Origin of the sequence: Nocardia cyriacigeorgica (assembly GCF_010868145.1) — a bacterium.
In the GTDB taxonomy this organism is placed as follows: domain Bacteria; phylum Actinomycetota; class Actinomycetes; order Mycobacteriales; family Mycobacteriaceae; genus Nocardia; species Nocardia cyriacigeorgica_D.
This window is the reverse complement of record NZ_JAAGUY010000004.1, coordinates 196,598-211,434: the sequence shown is the minus strand read 5'-3', so window position 1 is coordinate 211,434 and position 14,837 is coordinate 196,598. Positions and strand designations below refer to the sequence as shown.

Sequence of the window (14,837 nt, the reverse complement as noted above, 5' to 3'; positions counted from 1 at the left end):
GCCACTGCCCCGATACTGGACTGTATGGCGACACGAGTGATCGGTGCGGCGGGCCTGGCTCGCGACCTCGGCAGCTGGCGGGATCCGGAGACCAACGGGGTATCCCGCAAGCCCGCGCGCCCCGCCTACCTGGCGTTGGCGGAGGGTATCCGCCTGCTCATCCACGACGGACGCGCCCCGCTGGGCATCGCGCTGCCGAGTGAACGCGACCTCGCCACCACCCTCGGTGTCAGCCGCACCACCATCACCTCCACCTACTCACTGCTGCGTGAGCACGGCTATCTGATCACCCGGCAGGGTTCGCGCAGTACCGTCGCATTGCCGCCGACCGTTCAGCACGACGGCAGCCGACCGGCCAAGGGCATCCTGGTGATGATGGGCGGCGCCGATCAGCCGACGGTCGATCTCACCTATGCCGCCATGGCTGCCCCGCCAGAGATGGAGGCGGCGTATACGACTGCGCTGCAAGGCATTCCATCCTATCTGGGCACCCATGGCATGGACCCGGTCGGCGTGCTCGCGCTGCGGGAGGCAGTGGCTCGCCGCTACACCGAACGCGGGCTGCCCACCGATCCGGACCAGATCCTGGTGACGCTCGGCGCCCAGCACGGACTTCGACTGCTGCTCAATGTGCTCGCCCCGCCGGCCGCACGAGTCCTGATCGATCACCCCACCTACCCCAATGCCATCGAGGCCATCCGCGATGTCGGCGCTCGCCCGGTCCCGGTGCCACTGCGGCCCGAGTCCGGTTGGGATCTCGACGGAATCCGTAGCGCCGCACGGCAAACCGCTGCCACGCTGGCCTACCTCGTTCCCGACTTCAACAACCCGACCGGGCTGCTGATGCCCGCCGAGGACCGCGCCGAACTCGCCGCGATCGCCCGCGACACACGTATGGCCATCATCATCGACGAATCCATGGCCGATCTCGCGCTCACCGATGCCACCCCGCCACCGCCCACCGCCTCGTTCGCCCGCGGCGCCGAGATCATCACCATCGGGTCGGCGTCGAAATCGTTCTGGGGCGGTCTGCGGGTCGGCTGGATCCGCGCAGGCCAGTCTCTGATCACCCGTCTGCTCGGTATCCGCGCCACCGTCGACCTCGGCACCCCCGTCATGGACCAGCTGGCCACGACGTACCTCCTCGAGCACGCCGACACCATCCTCGCCCGCCGCCGCAACCAACTCCGCGACCAGCGTGCGGCGTTGCTGGACGCCCTATCCGAGCATCTGCCGGACTGGCAGGTTGCCGCTGGCGCGGGCGGAATGTCGGTCTGGGCTCAGCTGCCCGCCCCCGTCTCCACGGCGTTGGCGGCCACCGCTCCGAATCACGGTGTCCTCCTTGCCGCGGGCCCGAGGTTCGGCGTCCAGGGAGCCTTCGAACGTTTCGTCCGGCTTCCGTTCACCCACCCGAGCGCAGACCTGCACCGCGCGGTCGAATCGATGGCAGGCGCCTACGCCGCGCTGAGCCCACGAGCCGCCGAACCCCTCCAGCCACTGACATGCTACTGAGTCGATAACCGGCAACGGCCGGGCACCAGCAGGTGACCCGGCCGTCGCGTGCGGAAACTCAGTCGGCCCAGACCGATTCGATCGGCGTCGCCACGGTCGGCGGCGGCGTGGGGATGGGGTTGGGCGTACGCGAGAAGCGGGGAGCCGGTGCGTGCTGGGTGATGTTCTCCAGGTCCAGCAGGGACTCGCGCGCCACAATGTGCTCGTTCGCGGTGGCTTCCTCGAAGGTCAGCACCGGGGTGACACAGGCGTCGGTGCCGATGAAGATCTCGGCCCACTCATCGCGGGTCTTGGTCCGGAAGCGTTCGGCGAACAGCTTTTTCAGGGTGTCCTGTCCCGCGGGGTCGATCTGGAAGGGCAGGCCTTCCTGGTCGATGCCGAGGCCGGCCAGCAGCTGGGCATAGAACTGCGGTTCGATGGCCCCGACCGCCATATGCTTGCCGTCGGAGGTTTCGTAGGTGTCGTAGAACGACATACCGGTATCGAGCAGGTTCACGCCGCGTTCGTCGGACCAGGCGCCGGATCCGCGCATACCCCAGATCATGTGCGAAAGAGCAAGGGCACCATCGACCATTGCGGCGTCGATGACCTGACCCTTACCGGAGTTCTGTCGTTCCACCAACGCGGCGAGGATGCCGAACACCAGGAACATCGAGCCGCCACCGAAGTCGCCGACCATGTTCAGCGGCGGCACCGGACGTTCGCCCTTGCGGCCGATGGCATGCAGGACGCCGGTCAGACTGATGTAGTTGATGTCGTGGCCCGCGCGATCGGCCATCGGGCCGAACTGGCCCCAACCGGTCATCCGGCCGTACACCAGACGCGGGTTGCGGGCCAGCACGTCATCCGGGCCGAGGCCCATCCGCTCGGTGACGCCGGGGCGGAAGCCCTCGATCAGCACGTCGGCCTTGTCGAGCAGGCCGAGCACCTTCTGCACGTCGGCCGGGTCCTTCAGGTTGGCCTCCACGATGGTGCGGCCGCGCAGCTGCGGCCGATCGAAGCCACCGGGCAGCTGACCGGCCCGCTGGACCCGCACCACATCGGCGCCGAGATCCGCCAGCAGCAGCGCGGCGTGCGGACCAGGGCCGATACCGGCCAGTTCGATAACCCGGATGCCCGCGAGCGGGCCCTGCGTGGTGGATGGAGTGCTCACGCCCTACCTCGGTTCGTCGTCGAATGCTGCGCACCGCATACCGGTGCTCGTCTCCGGGCGCCGCCCGAGGACTGTATTGACAGTACGACAATAACCCGGACCTACGGTATCGGTACCTCCATGCTGCGCGACCTCGCGCAATAGGACAGAATTCGGGCAAACGGTTCGCCCGGCGAGCGGGGAGCGTCGGCGAGGTAGCCACCCGCGTCGTCCTTGCCGAGCGGTGCGACGCAGCAGTGCCGGCGGGTCGGCCGAAGGCAGCCGCGCCGACAACGGAGGGACGAGTCAGTGAGTGTGTGGGGCGAGGTCGTCGTCGGCCTGGCGATTCTGGTCGGACTGCTCGGGATCGTCATCCCGATCCTGCCGGGCGTGGTGCTGATCTTCGGCGCGATCGCCGTGTGGGCCTTCGTCACCGGCGGCGCCACCGCATGGGCTGTCTTCGCGATCAGCACTGTGCTGCTGGTGATCTCGGGTGTCGTCAAATACACCTGGCCCGGCGCCAAACTGCGCGATGCGGGCGTGGCCAATCGCTCCCTCTACCTCGGCGCGATCCTCGGTATCGTCGGCTTCTTCGTCATTCCGGTGGTCGGGCTGTTCGTGGGTTTCGTTGTAGGCGTGTACCTTTCCGAGCTTCAACGCGTCCGCGGTCAACGGCTGGCCTGGCAATCGACCTGGCACGCCCTCAAGGGCGTCGGTCTGTCGATCCTGGTCGAGCTGTTCGGTGCGCTGCTGGCGTCGGGTGTGTGGTTGATCGGTGCGTTCGCGGCGTGACAGCTTTTTCGTTTCTTGGATAGTGACGTAATTACGCCCAGCAGATGAACGAACCGGGGTGCGGGAATGGGGTGAAGCAGAACGGGATGAGCGGCCACAGGAAGGGCGGGATCGTGGACGACAACACGGCGGGCTCTACCTGGACCGGCGATGGCGCCTCGACCGGGGCGGCAGTGCCGATACCTGACCCGAGGGCGATCATCGGCGCGATTGCCGCAGCCGCCACCGTGGCACGGAATGTATTCTTGCTCATGGTTATTCCTTGAATTGGGTACATTCAGATGCCTTCATATCGTTGAAGGATGAACACCATCAACTGTGCTCGCGAACGGGGCCGAGGGGCTATCATCCCCGGGGCTGAATCTCTTCAGCCCAGCGATGTGAAACAGGTGTCGAACGCCAGCCGAAGCGACCCCCGAGTGGGGTAAGCTGCTGAGAACGCGGTCGTAGCAGGGGTGCACGGCGAGCGATCGAGCTCGGGCCGGCAGATCATGATGTACCTCGAACGGAACCCGGTAATCATGTCAAGGTCAGACGGAACCGAGCGCCATGATCAATTGCCGAACCCGTTTGCCGGTCGGTCGGCAACGCGGCGGCGAGTCGTTCGTCCCACTCTGTGTCAGCAGATCGCGCCCGGCATGTGGCGTGGATTTCCACTGAAGCCGACTGCATCCGGTGTGACGATCGGACGGTCGGAAACGGCCGATATCAGCGTGCCCGCCGATTCGACGGTCTCACGCCTGCACGCAATCATCGAGTGGGTGTGCGACTGCTGGGTCATCGTCGACAATGGACTGTCGAAGAATGGGACATTTGTCAACGGCGAGCGGGTCTGCGGATGCCGGAGGTTGAATACCGGCGATATCATCCGGATGGGGCAATCAGTGTTCGTCCTCCGAGACGAGGAGCCCGAGCGGGAAACCACCGCTGGACTGGTCGGAGCGCCGACCGCGAATTCGCTGACCGGAGCACAGTATCTGGTACTGGAGGCGCTGTGCCGTCCTCGCAACGCGCAGCACCCCTTAGCGTTCCCGGCGTCGAATTGCCAGATCGCCCGCGAGCTGAGCCTCAGCATCGCCACGGTCAAGACCCACATGCGCGCACTGTTCCGGACCTTCGGGATCGAAGAGCTGCCACCGAATCAGAAGCGCCTGCGTCTGGCCGAGCACGCCGTCGCGAGTGGCGTAATCGTCGAGAGCAAGCCGGTGAATACCGGCTCCCGAGCGGCGGGTACCGACCGGTGGCATCCCACGACGAATTGATCGTCGGCGTTGGCGCCGTCGTGCACGACAGGACTCACCCGACTCGCGAATCGATGCTGCGCGCGGCGCAGGTGGCGAATGTGGTTCACGAAGATTGGATGCAGGACTGGCCAGTCGAGGTGTCCGATCCGCAACGGCTCGATGAGTTCGTCGGTCTGCTGGTCGCGAACAAGGCGGAGTGGGAGTTGACCTACTGGCTGCTGAATCTGGTCCTGGCGTCCGCGAGCGAACGAGATGATCTGCATGAACGGGACGAACTACTGGTCGCTGCGCTGGTTGCGGTATGGGAGGCCACATCGGCATGTGCCATAGCGCAGACGTTCGAATACTGGGCGTCTCCGGGCGAAGACCCCGACAAGTCGTTCGCCGTGACTCCGTGCGTCCGCGAGGTTCAACGACGGATTCGCCACGGACTTGGCTGATACGAGCCGCGCCATCGCACGCCCCCAAGGCTCGACAATCGTGCGTTACTCGCGGCGACGGAGTAGCGCCGCGGAGAGTCCGAGTATGGCGCGAAGCATCAGCCACCCCACGACGCCGAAGCTTGCCGTGATGGCCGTGCCCCACAGGATGATGAACGGCCCGTACTCCGCCACGCGGGCCCAGTATCCGCACGGACCCACATCCTCGGGGATGTCTGCGCATTCGGGGTGGCCAATGGTCGCGAACGCGAGAGTCGCGAGTGTCGGAATCGCAACGGCCACACCGAGTATGAGCACCAGGCTGCTGAACGGGCGGGAGACTTCTGCCACGCGGTCGTTTCCTGATCGAGTCATGATGCCCGCGATGCTATGCGTCAGGCGGCGGTGAGGAGTGCGAACTCGCCGGCTTCGATACCGGCGGTGCAGGCGTCCCATTCGTGAGTGGTGTAGAAGCACCGGGCTCGCTGACCGGGGCGAATTGGAGCAAAAACGCGATGTAATTAGCCCGAGATAGCTGGTTGTTATTGTTTTGTTATATCAACTCGGCGTGTTCCGCTGTGCTCGGCGTTCCGATGAATGAAAGATCGACGATCGGATCGACTGGACCGAACAGATCACCGTGACGTTTTTCGAATCAATTCGAAGGCCGTGGTGAACAACGATCGTCCGCCATAGGCCTCGATGTGAGCATCGGAGGACCGCATCATGGCATCATCTGACGACGACGTGCGATATTCGCGCTGGCTGCGCCGTGCATTCCTGCTGTTCATCGGCTCTGCGGCCGGAGCTATGGGAGTGCTGTTGCCGGCCACCGGATCGGCAACCGCGCAGCCAGTGGCAGTTCCCGGAATAGGTACTTTTGATATTCCAGTGGACATTGTCATTCCGGATAGTTTCGACGCTCCAGAGTTGGCGAACATCCCGGCGGACAATATTCCACCGGCGAAATTCGGTATCGGCGAGCCGGCAATCGACCCGGTCAGGGCTGAGTTCACCGCCCACGAACCGGCCCCAGCTCAGCCCATTGATTTCACCATCCCGCACCTACCCGTTGACCTGTCCTTCCTGCCGGGCGTCCCGCCGCCCGCGCCCGCCGTTGTCCCCGAGCAGACCCGGGGTGATGCCGCCATCGCGGCCGCCCGCAGCAAGCTGGGCGCGAGCTACGCGACAGGTGGGACCGGCCCCAACGCGTTCGACTGCTCCGGCCTGGTGCAATGGTCATACGGCCGGGCGGGCATCGACCTACCGCGGACCAGCCAGCAACAGCTCGCCACCGGAACCCCGGTCTCGCGGAACGAACTTCGCCCCGGCGATCTGGTGTCGTTCTACGGTGGCGGCCACTCTGCGCTGTACTCGGGTGCGGGCAAGGTCATCCACGCCTCGACGTCGGGCAGCGGTGTCGTCGAATCCGATATGGCGACAATGCCGTTCGCCGGCGCCCGCCGGTACTGATGATCTGGACAGGCCGCCCGTGAGTGGTGACGTAAGGGTTCGGTAAGCGTTCGGCAAGGAATTCGGGGTTTCCTATCGGTCATCCGGTGCTGCCGCAGCGCCGCACCATGACTCGGGAGGAACACCATGTTCGATTGGTACGTCGGACTGCTCGCGCTCAGCGGCTCCATCATGATCGTGATGGCCGTCGTCAAGGGCGGGCAGAGCGAGGCGTTCCGATGGCTCAACGGTGCGCTCGGCGCCGGATTCCTTGCCTACGCAGGATATTTGGCCTTCCTCTTCGAGGGCGGCAGCTACCTGATCCTCTTCCACGCCTTCATCCTGCCGGTGATGATGGTGGTGAACTTCGTCCGCTCGACCGACTGGACGGCCCTCACCACGAAGCCGACCCCGACGCAACAGGCATGGCGCGCTTATCAGAAAGAGCAGGAAAGGCTCGCGAAGCTCGGATAGTTCATTCGGAATCGGTGCGTTTCTGCGAACATTTCGTGCGCTGGGGGTACTGCGGCAATCCAATCATGACCTACCTCGGGTGTATTGGAAGAATTCGTGTTTTGGGTGTTTACGGCGTGGGTAGCTGAATCGAAGAACCACATCGAGAGGAAAAATTTCGACATGCTCAACACCAGGAAGGCGATCGCCGTATGTGCGGGCGCCATCGGAATCGCGGCGGGAACCGCGGTTGTGCTCCCCGCCACCGCGTCCGCGGCGACCTACGGAGGTCAGTGTGGTGCCGGATTCAAGGTCATCGACTTACACGAGCTGAAGGGCGGCACGGTCTTCCTCACCTACGACGGCTCGAAGAACTGCGTTGTCACCGTACGTGATCAGCCGGGCGATCCGATCCGGATGGGTGCCGGTCTGCGGCTGTCGTCCGACCACGACAAAGAGGTCATCGACGACGACAAGTACAAGGAGTACGCGGGTCCGGTGACGGTCGAGGCCAAGGGCAAGTGCATCGACTGGGGCGGCCTCATCGCTGACGACAAGTGGCAGACCTTCAAGGTTCACTGCCGCTGAACGATGGGTCGAGTGGTTCGCGGGGCGCACCCGCGAACCACTCTCCCGAGCTATTCGGATTGCCCGGTCCGGGCAGGATCACTCCACGATCGGTAGCGGAACCGTATCCAGCGATTCGGGCGTCGGCAGATCCGAGCGACGCAGCGGCAGGGTCGGCTCGGGTGGGGCGTGCAGGGGGAGCGTCGGATCGGGGTCCTGGACCGCGCGTTCCACAGGTGGCAGCCGGTAGAAGGCGCGGGCGTTGTCTTCGAGGACCTTGTACATATCGGTGCCGACGACGTCGCAGAGCAGGTCGACGTCGGAGTCCTCGAAGGGGCGCCCTGCTCGGGTGCCGGGGAGGTCGGTGCCGAACATGAGGGCCTCGGGGCTGACCGCGTGGATGCGGCGCAGCGCGGTGGCGACGTCCATGTCGACCCGGCCGAAGCCGGTCGCCTTGACCCTGGCGCCGCGGTCGACCAGGTCCAGCAGGTAGGGCAGGCCGTCCTCGGACATGCCGAGGTGGTCGATCGACAGCGCAGGCAGCTTCAGGATCACCGGTTGCAGCGAGGCGAGCATCTGGCCGTCGATATAGACCTCGACATGCCAGCCCGCCAGCTCATACGCCCGGATCGCCTGCACTGTCATCGCGGCGATATCGGCGGCAGCGCGCTTGAGGTTGAACCGCAGCGCGCGCACCCCGACCCGGTCCAGATCGACGATTTCCTCGTCGCTGGTGTCCAGCGGCAACCGGGTGACGCCGACCCAGCCCTCGCCGAGCTCGGCCAGTGCCGCCCGCAGATAACTCTGATCGCTGCCCTGGAAGGAAGCACTGACCACCGCACCGCCGGCGACGTCGAAGCGCGACATGCGCTTTCGGTAATCGTCGATGGTGTAGGGCTCCGGCAGGTAGCCCTCATTTTCGATCAGCGGGAACCGCGGATCGATGATGTGGACATGGGCATCGAACACCTGTACAGCATGCCTCAGCGTCGGGTTTCGCGCCTTCCCGATCCCGGGTAGCGGTCAGACTTTGTGCGGCTCGCTGGCGCGCAGCATGTCCTCACGCTCGACGACCTTGACTCGCTCGCGGCCCTCGGGCTCGCCGAGCGCACGCTCGTGGGCGTCGAGGCGGTACCAGCCGTCCCAGGTGGTGAACGGAATGCCCTTACCTTCGAGGAACTCGAGCACCGCTTCGGGCTCGGGCCGCTCGGCGGGGGTGAAGTTCTTGCTGTCGTCGAGCAGGCAGGCCACGGTCTCGTTGGCATCGCCCTTGGTGTGGCCGATCAGGCCGACCGGGCCGCGCTTGATCCAGCCGGTGACGTAGGTGCCGGGCATGTAGCGGCCCGCGTCGTCGGCGTTTTCGTCGGCAAGCACGCGTCCGGCCTCATTGGGCACAACGCCCGCCTGATCGTCGAACGGCAGGTTGGTGATGTTCTGCGACAGGTAGCCGACGGCACGATAGACGGCCTGCACGTCCCAGGTCCGGTACTCGCCGGTGCCCTTGACGTTGCCGGTGCCGTCGAGCTGGGTGCGCTCGGTCTTCAGGCCGACGACCTTGCCGTCCTCACCGAGCACCTCGGCGGGCGACTCGAAGAAGTGCAGGTACAGCTTGTGCGGGCGGTCGCCTTGATCGCGGATGGCCCACTGTTCGAGGGTGTTGGCGACCATGTCGACCTGCTTGGAGTGGCGGCGCGTGGCCTCGGAGCCCTCGTCGTAGTCGATGTCCTCGGGGTCGACGATGACCTCGATGGTGGGCGAGTGGTCCAGCTCGCGCAGCTCCAGCGGGGTGAACTTGGCCTGAGCCGGGCCGCGACGTCCGAAGACGTGCACCTCGACGGCCTTGTTCTCCTTCAGGCCCTTGTAGACGTTCGGCGGGATCTCGGTGGGCAGCAGTTCGTCACCGGTCTTGGCCAGCACGCGCGCGATGTCCAGCGCGACGTTGCCGACACCGAGCACCGCGACCTTCTCGGCCTCCAGCGGCCAGGTGCGCGGCACATCCGGGTGCCCGTCGTACCAGGAGACGAAGTCGGCGGCGCCGTAGGAGCCGTCCAGGTCGATGCCGGGGATCGGCAGCGCGCGGTCGGCGTTGGCGCCGGTGGAGAAGATCACCGCGTCGTAGTAGACCCGCAGGTCGTCGAGGGTGATGTCGGAGCCGTAGTCGATATTGCCGAGCAGGCGCACCTGCGGCTTGTCCAGCACCTTGTGCAGTGCGGTGATGATGCCCTTGATGCGCGGGTGGTCCGGCGCCACGCCGTAGCGGATCAGGCCGAACGGCGCTGGCATCCGTTCATAGAGGTCGATGGACACGTCCGCATCCGACTTCATCAACGCATCGGCGGCGTAGATACCGGCCGGTCCGGCACCCACGATCGCGATGCGGAGCGGGCGTGCAGCTGCGGTCTGTTCGGTCATCGTTTACGCGCACCTTATGGTTGGGACAGTAAATGGCGTCGGTGTTTAGCTTAGGCTAAGTTGACGCACGGCTGGATTTCACCTGCACGGCGCCGGCCGCGATCCTGCCGATTCTATCGGGGGCCTCTCGAGGGGCCTGCGGGGACCAGGGGATCATCGTTTGTCATGAGCGATCAGCAGCCTGCCGAATCGGGCCAGGACAAGGGCGGGGATATGCCTGGCAACGGGCGGGAATCCGACGATTCGACCCGCTCGATGGCGCCGTTCATCATCGCCGCCGCGATCGCGGCCATCGTGCTCGCTGTCATCGTCATCGCCGAGCTGGTCTCGCCGGTTGAGAAAAATGTCACAGAGGCCGACCGGGTCGCCGCCGCGGTGCGTGACTTCGGCGAGGCGAGTTCGCGCTACGGCTTGGTGCCGCCGCGAGAAGCGGTGTGCCCGGACTTCGACCCGAAGCGCTCGCCGCTGGCGGGCAGGCTGAACGAGGGCGAGACCGGAAAAGCCATAGAAATCACGAAAGTCGACGACATGAAGGTCGAAGGTGACCGCGCCGGCGCGACGGTCACCAGCAAGGTCGACGGCGACGAGACGACCGGAACCTGGCAGCTGCGGCGCATCGACAACGAGTGGCTGGTCTGCCACTGAACGCCTGCGCAAGCCCCTGATCGGGGGTTTGACACGACAACCCCTGGCCAGGCAATCTCGTTTCAGGTCATGAGTGCCAGCGCCAAGCCCCGGCTTGCTGGCCGGCAACCCTCCTCCGCGGTGGGGTGCTCCGGGTGACGACCTGGCTCGCATCGAAGCCAGATGCGGCAAGTGCGGATTCTCGAGGAAGGTGCCACACATGACTTATGCCGGCGACATCACCCCGAAGCAGGCGTGGGAGATATTGCGCGACGATCCCCGGGCGGTCCTGGTGGACGTGCGGACCGAGGCCGAATGGAAATTCGTCGGCATTCCGGACACCAGCGCCATCGACCGGCAGACCGTGCTGATCGAATGGGTCGACGGGACGGGCGCGCGCAATACCGAGTTCGCCCAGCAGCTGAGCACCGTCCTCGATGGTCGCGATCCGGATGCCCCCGTGGTGTTCCTGTGTCGCTCCGGGCAGCGTTCGGCGCATGCGGCGACGGTGGCGACCAGCGCGGGTATCGCGCCCGCCTACAACGTCAGCGAGGGCTTCGAGGGCCCGCTCGACGAGTTCGGTCATCGCGGTGCTGCCGGCTGGCGCGCCGACGGCCTACCGTGGCGGCAGTCGTGATCACCGGCGGCGCGTTCAACCGGCCGCTACCGGAGGGCGTCGGTCCTGCCACGCTCGGTGTGCGCGGCGGAGTGCGGCGTTCGGGGTTCGAGGAGACGTCCGAAGCGCTGTATCTGACGTCCGGTTTCGTCTACGAGAGCGCCGAAGCGGCGGAGGCCGCGTTCACCGGCGAGGTCGAGCATTTCGTCTACTCCCGCTACGGCAACCCAACGGTCGCCATGTTCGAGGAGCGGATGCGGCTGATCGACGGCGCGGAGGCGTGTTTCGCCACCGCGAGCGGTATGGCGGCGGTGTTCACCGCACTGGGTGCTCTGCTCGGCGCCGGCGACCGGCTGGTCGCCGCGCGCAGCCTGTTCGGCTCCTGTTTCGTGGTGTGTAACGAGATCCTGCCGCGCTGGGGTGTGGAGACCGTCTTCGTCGACGGTGAAGACCTCGACCAGTGGGAGCAGGCGCTGTCGGTGCCGACCACGGCCGTGTTCTTCGAGACGCCGGCCAACCCGATGCAGACGCTGGTCGATGTGCGCCGGGTGAGCGAGATGGCGCATGCCGCCGGCGCGAAAGTGGTGCTGGACAACGTCTTCGCGACGCCGCTGCTGCAACGTTGCTTCGAACTCGGTGCCGATGTGGTGGTGTACTCCGGTACCAAGCACATCGACGGTCAGGGCCGGGTGCTCGGCGGTGCGATCCTCGGCTCGGAGGAGTACATCGGCGGTCCGGTCAAGAATCTGATGCGGCATACCGGCCCGGCGTTGAGCCCGTTCAACGCGTGGACGTTGCTCAAGGGCCTGGAGACCATGCCGCTGCGAGTGCGTCATTCGACCGAATCCGCGTTGCGGATCGCGCGTTTCCTGGAGGGCAACGATGCGGTCAGCTGGGTGAAGTACCCGTTCCTGGATTCGCATCCGCAGTACGACCTGGCCGCGAGTCAGATGAGCGGCGGCGGCACCGTGGTCACCTTCGAGTTGAAGGCGCCCGAGCACGAGGCGAAGAAGCGTGCTTTCGAGGTACTGAACCGGCTGCGCATCATCGACCTGTCCAACAATCTCGGTGATGCTAAGACTCTCATCACCCATCCGGCCACCACCACCCATCGAGCGATGGGTCCGGAGGGGCGCGCAACCATCGGCCTGACCGATGGTGTGGTGCGTATTTCGGTGGGGCTCGAGGATGTGGGGGATCTGCTCGGCGATCTGGAGCATGCGTTGAGCTGAGGTCATACGCTGGGAAAAGGCCGGTGCCGGTAGTGGCACCGGCCTTCTTTCGGTCTCGGATGTTGACAGCATGCTGTCGAATATGACAGCATGCTGTCATGACAATGAAGGTAGTTCATGTAGCCGTTTACGACTTGCTCGCCGATTGGGAAGTGGGTGCGGCGACCGCGCATGTCAACGCCCATCCCTGGCAGCGCACGCCCGGCGCGTTCCAGGTGCGTACGGTCGGGCTCACCACTGATCCGATCAGCACCAAGGGCGGCATGCGCATCACGCCGGATCTGGCGCTGGCCGATCTGGACCCGGCCGACAGCGCGATGCTGATCCTGCCCGGGGCCGATCAGTGGGGTACTGATGCGCTGACGCCCTTCGCTCGCGCCGCGCGCCGATTCCTCGATGCGGATGTGCCGGTCGCGGCGATCTGCGGGGCGACGCTCGGGCTCGCGCTCGAAGGGCTGCTCGACACAAGGAAGCACACCAGCAACGCCGCGGAGGTGCTGGCGTACAGCGGATATGCGGGTGCGGACAACTATGTGGCGTCGCCGGCGGTCGCCGACGGCGGTGTGGTCACCGCATCGGGCACTGCGCCGTTCGAATTCGCCCGTGAGGTGCTCGGCGTACTCGGCGTCTACGAACCGCACATCCTCGACGCCTGGTACCGGCTCTACGCGCACAGCGACGCGTCGGCCTACGCGGAGCTCGACGAGTACGCCAGGGCAGCATCAACGGCATGAGCATGTCGGATCAAGAGCTTCTCAGCGCCGCCGCGATCACCTCGTTCCGGCTCAACGGCCAATTCCTCGCCATCGCCGAGGAATTGGCCACACCGGCAGGCCTGACCGCCGCTTGGTGGCAGGTGCTCGGCGCGGTCCTTCGCGAACCGATGCCGGTGGCGGGTATCGCTCGTGTCATGGGTATTACCCGTCAAAGCGTCCAGCGCATCGCCGACCTGCTGGTCGGCAAGGGGCTGGCCGAATACCGCCCCAACCCCGCCCATCGCCGCTCCAAACTGGTGGCCGCCACCGAATCCGGCCGCGAAGCCGTCGCCCGCATCAACCCACAGCATGCGGTGATGGCGCAACGCCTTGCCGACGAGCTCGGCGACGACTTCGCACCAATCGTCGCCGCACTGACCCGCCTGACCGATGCGCTCGACGTGATCGGCTCTCCGGGCGAGTGAGTGTGACAGGTTGTCGGCAATTTATAGAACGTGTTCTAATTTGCCATGATGGTCGACGGTGTGTGCGATCCAGCGTTTCGAGGCGTGCGCGAGCTCTTCGAAGCGAGCCTTGTCGACGGGCGTGATGTAGGTGCCGCGGTTGCGGTGTTCGTCGGTGGAGAGACGGTCGTCGATCTGTGGGGCGGCGTGGCCGACGCGAAGACAGGGCGCACGTGGGTTTCGGATACGCCATGCGTCGCGTTTTCGTGTACCAAGGCGGTCACGGCGACTGCCGCGCTCATGGTGGCCGAGCGCGAGCGGATCGATCTCGGCAAGCCGGTCGCCCACTGGTGGCCTGAGTTCGCTGGACTCGGCAAAGAGAGCACGACCACCGAGGATCTATTGACGCATCGGGCCGGGCTGCCCGCGTTCGCGCAACCATTGACGGCTGCCGATGCCGCTGATCCTGCTGCGATGGCCGCGCGACTGACCAGGCAGGCGCCGCTGTGGGAGCCGGGGACGCGTCACGGCTATCACGCACTGACTTTCGGCTGGCTCGTCGGCGAATTGGTGCGTCGCCGCACGGGTGACACCGTCGGAGGCTACGTGCGCGCATCCATTGGCAGCGAGCTGTGGATCGGTGTCCCGTCTGCGGTCATGGCGCGCGCTGCTCGGGTCGGCTTCCCACCGGCGTCGCAGACGCGGTGGTCATCCGACGAACTCTCGATCGAGAACGACACGCTGCGCCGTCTGTCCGCCGCCTACCGCGACCCGGGTTCGTTGCTCATGCGCGCATCCACGAATCCCGCCGGTTCCTACAACGACCCCGCCGTTCTCGGTGGCGGCTGGCCGGGCGCCGGGATGGTCACCACCGCGCGAGCGCTCGCCGCGTTCTATCGCGATCTGATCCGTGGTGATCTGCTCGAACCGGAAACAGTGCGCGAGGCCATCCGTGAACGGGTGCGCGGCGCGGATGAGGTGCTCTTCCTGGAGAGTGCCTTCGGGCTCGGTTATATGCGCCCGTCACCGAACTTCCTCCTCCCGAAAGCGGCGCGTGCCAGCGCCTTCGGTCATCCGGGTGCCGGTGGATCGATCGGTCTCGGCGACCTGGACAACGATGTGGCGATTGCTTTCATCCCGAATCTGCGTCGCGACGGGCTTGCCGGTGACCGTCGTGCCTACGACCTGGTCGAGGCCGTGTACACGGCCTTGTAGGCGCGGAT

Annotated in this window: 18 protein-coding genes and 1 riboswitch; of the genes, 13 read left to right on the top strand and 5 right to left on the bottom strand. The window is 65.7% G+C overall.

The features are described from left to right. Nucleotides 1-24: 24 nt before the first annotated feature. Entirely contained in the window at nucleotides 25-1,512 is a 1,488-nt protein-coding gene (gene yczR, locus GV792_RS08975) for a MocR-like transcription factor YczR (protein WP_163823558.1), read from the top strand. Nucleotides 1,513-1,570: 58 nt separating this feature from the next. On the opposite strand, the gene GV792_RS08970 is transcribed toward yczR, so the two are convergent. Next, a complete protein-coding gene (locus tag GV792_RS08970) occupies nucleotides 1,571-2,665 on the bottom strand; it encodes a CaiB/BaiF CoA transferase family protein (protein ID WP_163823557.1) in 1,095 nt (364 codons plus the stop codon). A 288-nt stretch (nucleotides 2,666-2,953) separates the two neighbouring features. Here GV792_RS08970 and GV792_RS08965 point away from each other — a divergent pair, with 288 nt between their 5' ends. Beyond that, the gene (locus tag GV792_RS08965) at nucleotides 2,954-3,436 is read left to right on the top strand and encodes a DUF456 domain-containing protein (RefSeq protein ID WP_163823556.1); all 483 of its coding nucleotides are present in this window, start codon (nucleotides 2,954-2,956) and stop codon (nucleotides 3,434-3,436) included. A gap of 31 nt (nucleotides 3,437-3,467) precedes the next feature. On the opposite strand, the gene GV792_RS08960 is transcribed toward GV792_RS08965, so the two are convergent. Continuing rightward, the gene (locus GV792_RS08960; protein ID WP_163823555.1) at nucleotides 3,468-3,689 is read right to left on the bottom strand and encodes a hypothetical protein; all 222 of its coding nucleotides are present in this window, start codon (nucleotides 3,687-3,689) and stop codon (nucleotides 3,468-3,470) included. A 202-nt stretch (nucleotides 3,690-3,891) separates the two neighbouring features. Here GV792_RS08960 and GV792_RS08955 point away from each other — a divergent pair, with 202 nt between their 5' ends. Together GV792_RS08955 and GV792_RS08950 are read left to right on the top strand one after the other, a co-directional pair. Next, the gene (locus tag GV792_RS08955; RefSeq protein ID WP_309138686.1) at nucleotides 3,892-4,698 is read left to right on the top strand and encodes an FHA domain-containing protein; all 807 of its coding nucleotides are present in this window, start codon (nucleotides 3,892-3,894) and stop codon (nucleotides 4,696-4,698) included. Beyond that, nucleotides 4,677-5,120, top strand: coding sequence for a hypothetical protein (locus GV792_RS08950; RefSeq protein ID WP_163823554.1), 444 nt, complete (start codon nucleotides 4,677-4,679; stop codon nucleotides 5,118-5,120). Before GV792_RS08955 ends, GV792_RS08950 begins: the two co-directional genes overlap by 22 nt. 45 nt (nucleotides 5,121-5,165) lie before the next feature. Here the strand turns inward: GV792_RS08950 and GV792_RS08945 are convergent, their stop codons facing one another. Next, complete coding sequence (locus GV792_RS08945) at nucleotides 5,166-5,450, bottom strand: hypothetical protein (protein WP_163823553.1); 285 nt, start codon at nucleotides 5,448-5,450, stop codon at nucleotides 5,166-5,168. A 375-nt stretch (nucleotides 5,451-5,825) separates the two neighbouring features. Between GV792_RS08945 and GV792_RS08940 the strand changes: the two genes are divergently transcribed. The 3 genes from GV792_RS08940 (at nucleotide 5,826) to GV792_RS08930 (ending at nucleotide 7,592) form a co-directional block, all read left to right on the top strand. Next, nucleotides 5,826-6,572: a C40 family peptidase gene (locus GV792_RS08940; protein ID WP_175584120.1), complete on the top strand. Its 747-nt coding sequence runs from the start codon at nucleotides 5,826-5,828 to the stop codon at nucleotides 6,570-6,572. A 126-nt stretch (nucleotides 6,573-6,698) separates the two neighbouring features. After that, nucleotides 6,699-7,025: a hypothetical protein gene (locus GV792_RS08935; protein WP_163823552.1), complete on the top strand. Its 327-nt coding sequence runs from the start codon at nucleotides 6,699-6,701 to the stop codon at nucleotides 7,023-7,025. 162 nt (nucleotides 7,026-7,187) lie between these two features. Further along, nucleotides 7,188-7,592 carry a spore-associated protein A gene (locus GV792_RS08930; RefSeq protein ID WP_163823551.1) on the top strand — a complete coding sequence of 135 codons (405 nt, stop codon included), beginning with the start codon at nucleotides 7,188-7,190 and terminating at the stop codon, nucleotides 7,590-7,592. Nucleotides 7,593-7,670: 78 nt separating this feature from the next. On the opposite strand, the gene GV792_RS08925 is transcribed toward GV792_RS08930, so the two are convergent. Both GV792_RS08925 and GV792_RS08920 read right to left on the bottom strand, forming a co-directional pair. Then, nucleotides 7,671-8,540: an amidohydrolase family protein gene (locus tag GV792_RS08925; protein ID WP_163823550.1), complete on the bottom strand. Its 870-nt coding sequence runs from the start codon at nucleotides 8,538-8,540 to the stop codon at nucleotides 7,671-7,673. A 54-nt stretch (nucleotides 8,541-8,594) separates the two neighbouring features. Further along, on the bottom strand, nucleotides 8,595-9,983 hold the full coding sequence (locus tag GV792_RS08920) for an FAD-dependent oxidoreductase (RefSeq protein ID WP_163823549.1): 1,389 nt from the start codon (nucleotides 9,981-9,983) through the stop codon (nucleotides 8,595-8,597). 165 nt (nucleotides 9,984-10,148) lie between these two features. Here GV792_RS08920 and GV792_RS08915 point away from each other — a divergent pair, with 165 nt between their 5' ends. The 6 genes from GV792_RS08915 (at nucleotide 10,149) to GV792_RS08890 (ending at nucleotide 14,829) form a co-directional block, all read left to right on the top strand. Continuing rightward, nucleotides 10,149-10,628: an Rv0361 family membrane protein gene (locus tag GV792_RS08915; RefSeq protein WP_163823548.1), complete on the top strand. Its 480-nt coding sequence runs from the start codon at nucleotides 10,149-10,151 to the stop codon at nucleotides 10,626-10,628. 65 nt (nucleotides 10,629-10,693) lie between these two features. Then, a riboswitch (SAM riboswitch) is annotated at nucleotides 10,694-10,808 on the top strand. 19 nt (nucleotides 10,809-10,827) lie between these two features. Continuing rightward, complete coding sequence (locus GV792_RS08910) at nucleotides 10,828-11,244, top strand: rhodanese-like domain-containing protein (RefSeq protein ID WP_163823547.1); 417 nt, start codon at nucleotides 10,828-10,830, stop codon at nucleotides 11,242-11,244. After that, nucleotides 11,241-12,455, top strand: a complete 1,215-nt coding sequence (locus GV792_RS08905; protein ID WP_163823546.1) for an O-succinylhomoserine sulfhydrylase — start codon at nucleotides 11,241-11,243, stop codon at nucleotides 12,453-12,455. The genes GV792_RS08910 and GV792_RS08905 overlap by 4 nt, the downstream gene beginning before the upstream one ends. A 104-nt stretch (nucleotides 12,456-12,559) precedes the next feature. Then, nucleotides 12,560-13,189 carry a DJ-1/PfpI family protein gene (locus GV792_RS08900; RefSeq protein WP_375154457.1) on the top strand — a complete coding sequence of 210 codons (630 nt, stop codon included), beginning with the start codon at nucleotides 12,560-12,562 and terminating at the stop codon, nucleotides 13,187-13,189. Then, nucleotides 13,186-13,635 carry a MarR family winged helix-turn-helix transcriptional regulator gene (locus GV792_RS08895; RefSeq protein ID WP_163823544.1) on the top strand — a complete coding sequence of 150 codons (450 nt, stop codon included), beginning with the start codon at nucleotides 13,186-13,188 and terminating at the stop codon, nucleotides 13,633-13,635. The genes GV792_RS08900 and GV792_RS08895 overlap by 4 nt, the downstream gene beginning before the upstream one ends. An 84-nt stretch (nucleotides 13,636-13,719) precedes the next feature. Next, nucleotides 13,720-14,829 carry a serine hydrolase domain-containing protein gene (locus tag GV792_RS08890; protein ID WP_309139087.1) on the top strand — a complete coding sequence of 370 codons (1,110 nt, stop codon included), beginning with the start codon at nucleotides 13,720-13,722 and terminating at the stop codon, nucleotides 14,827-14,829. Nucleotides 14,830-14,837: the final 8 nt, after the last annotated feature.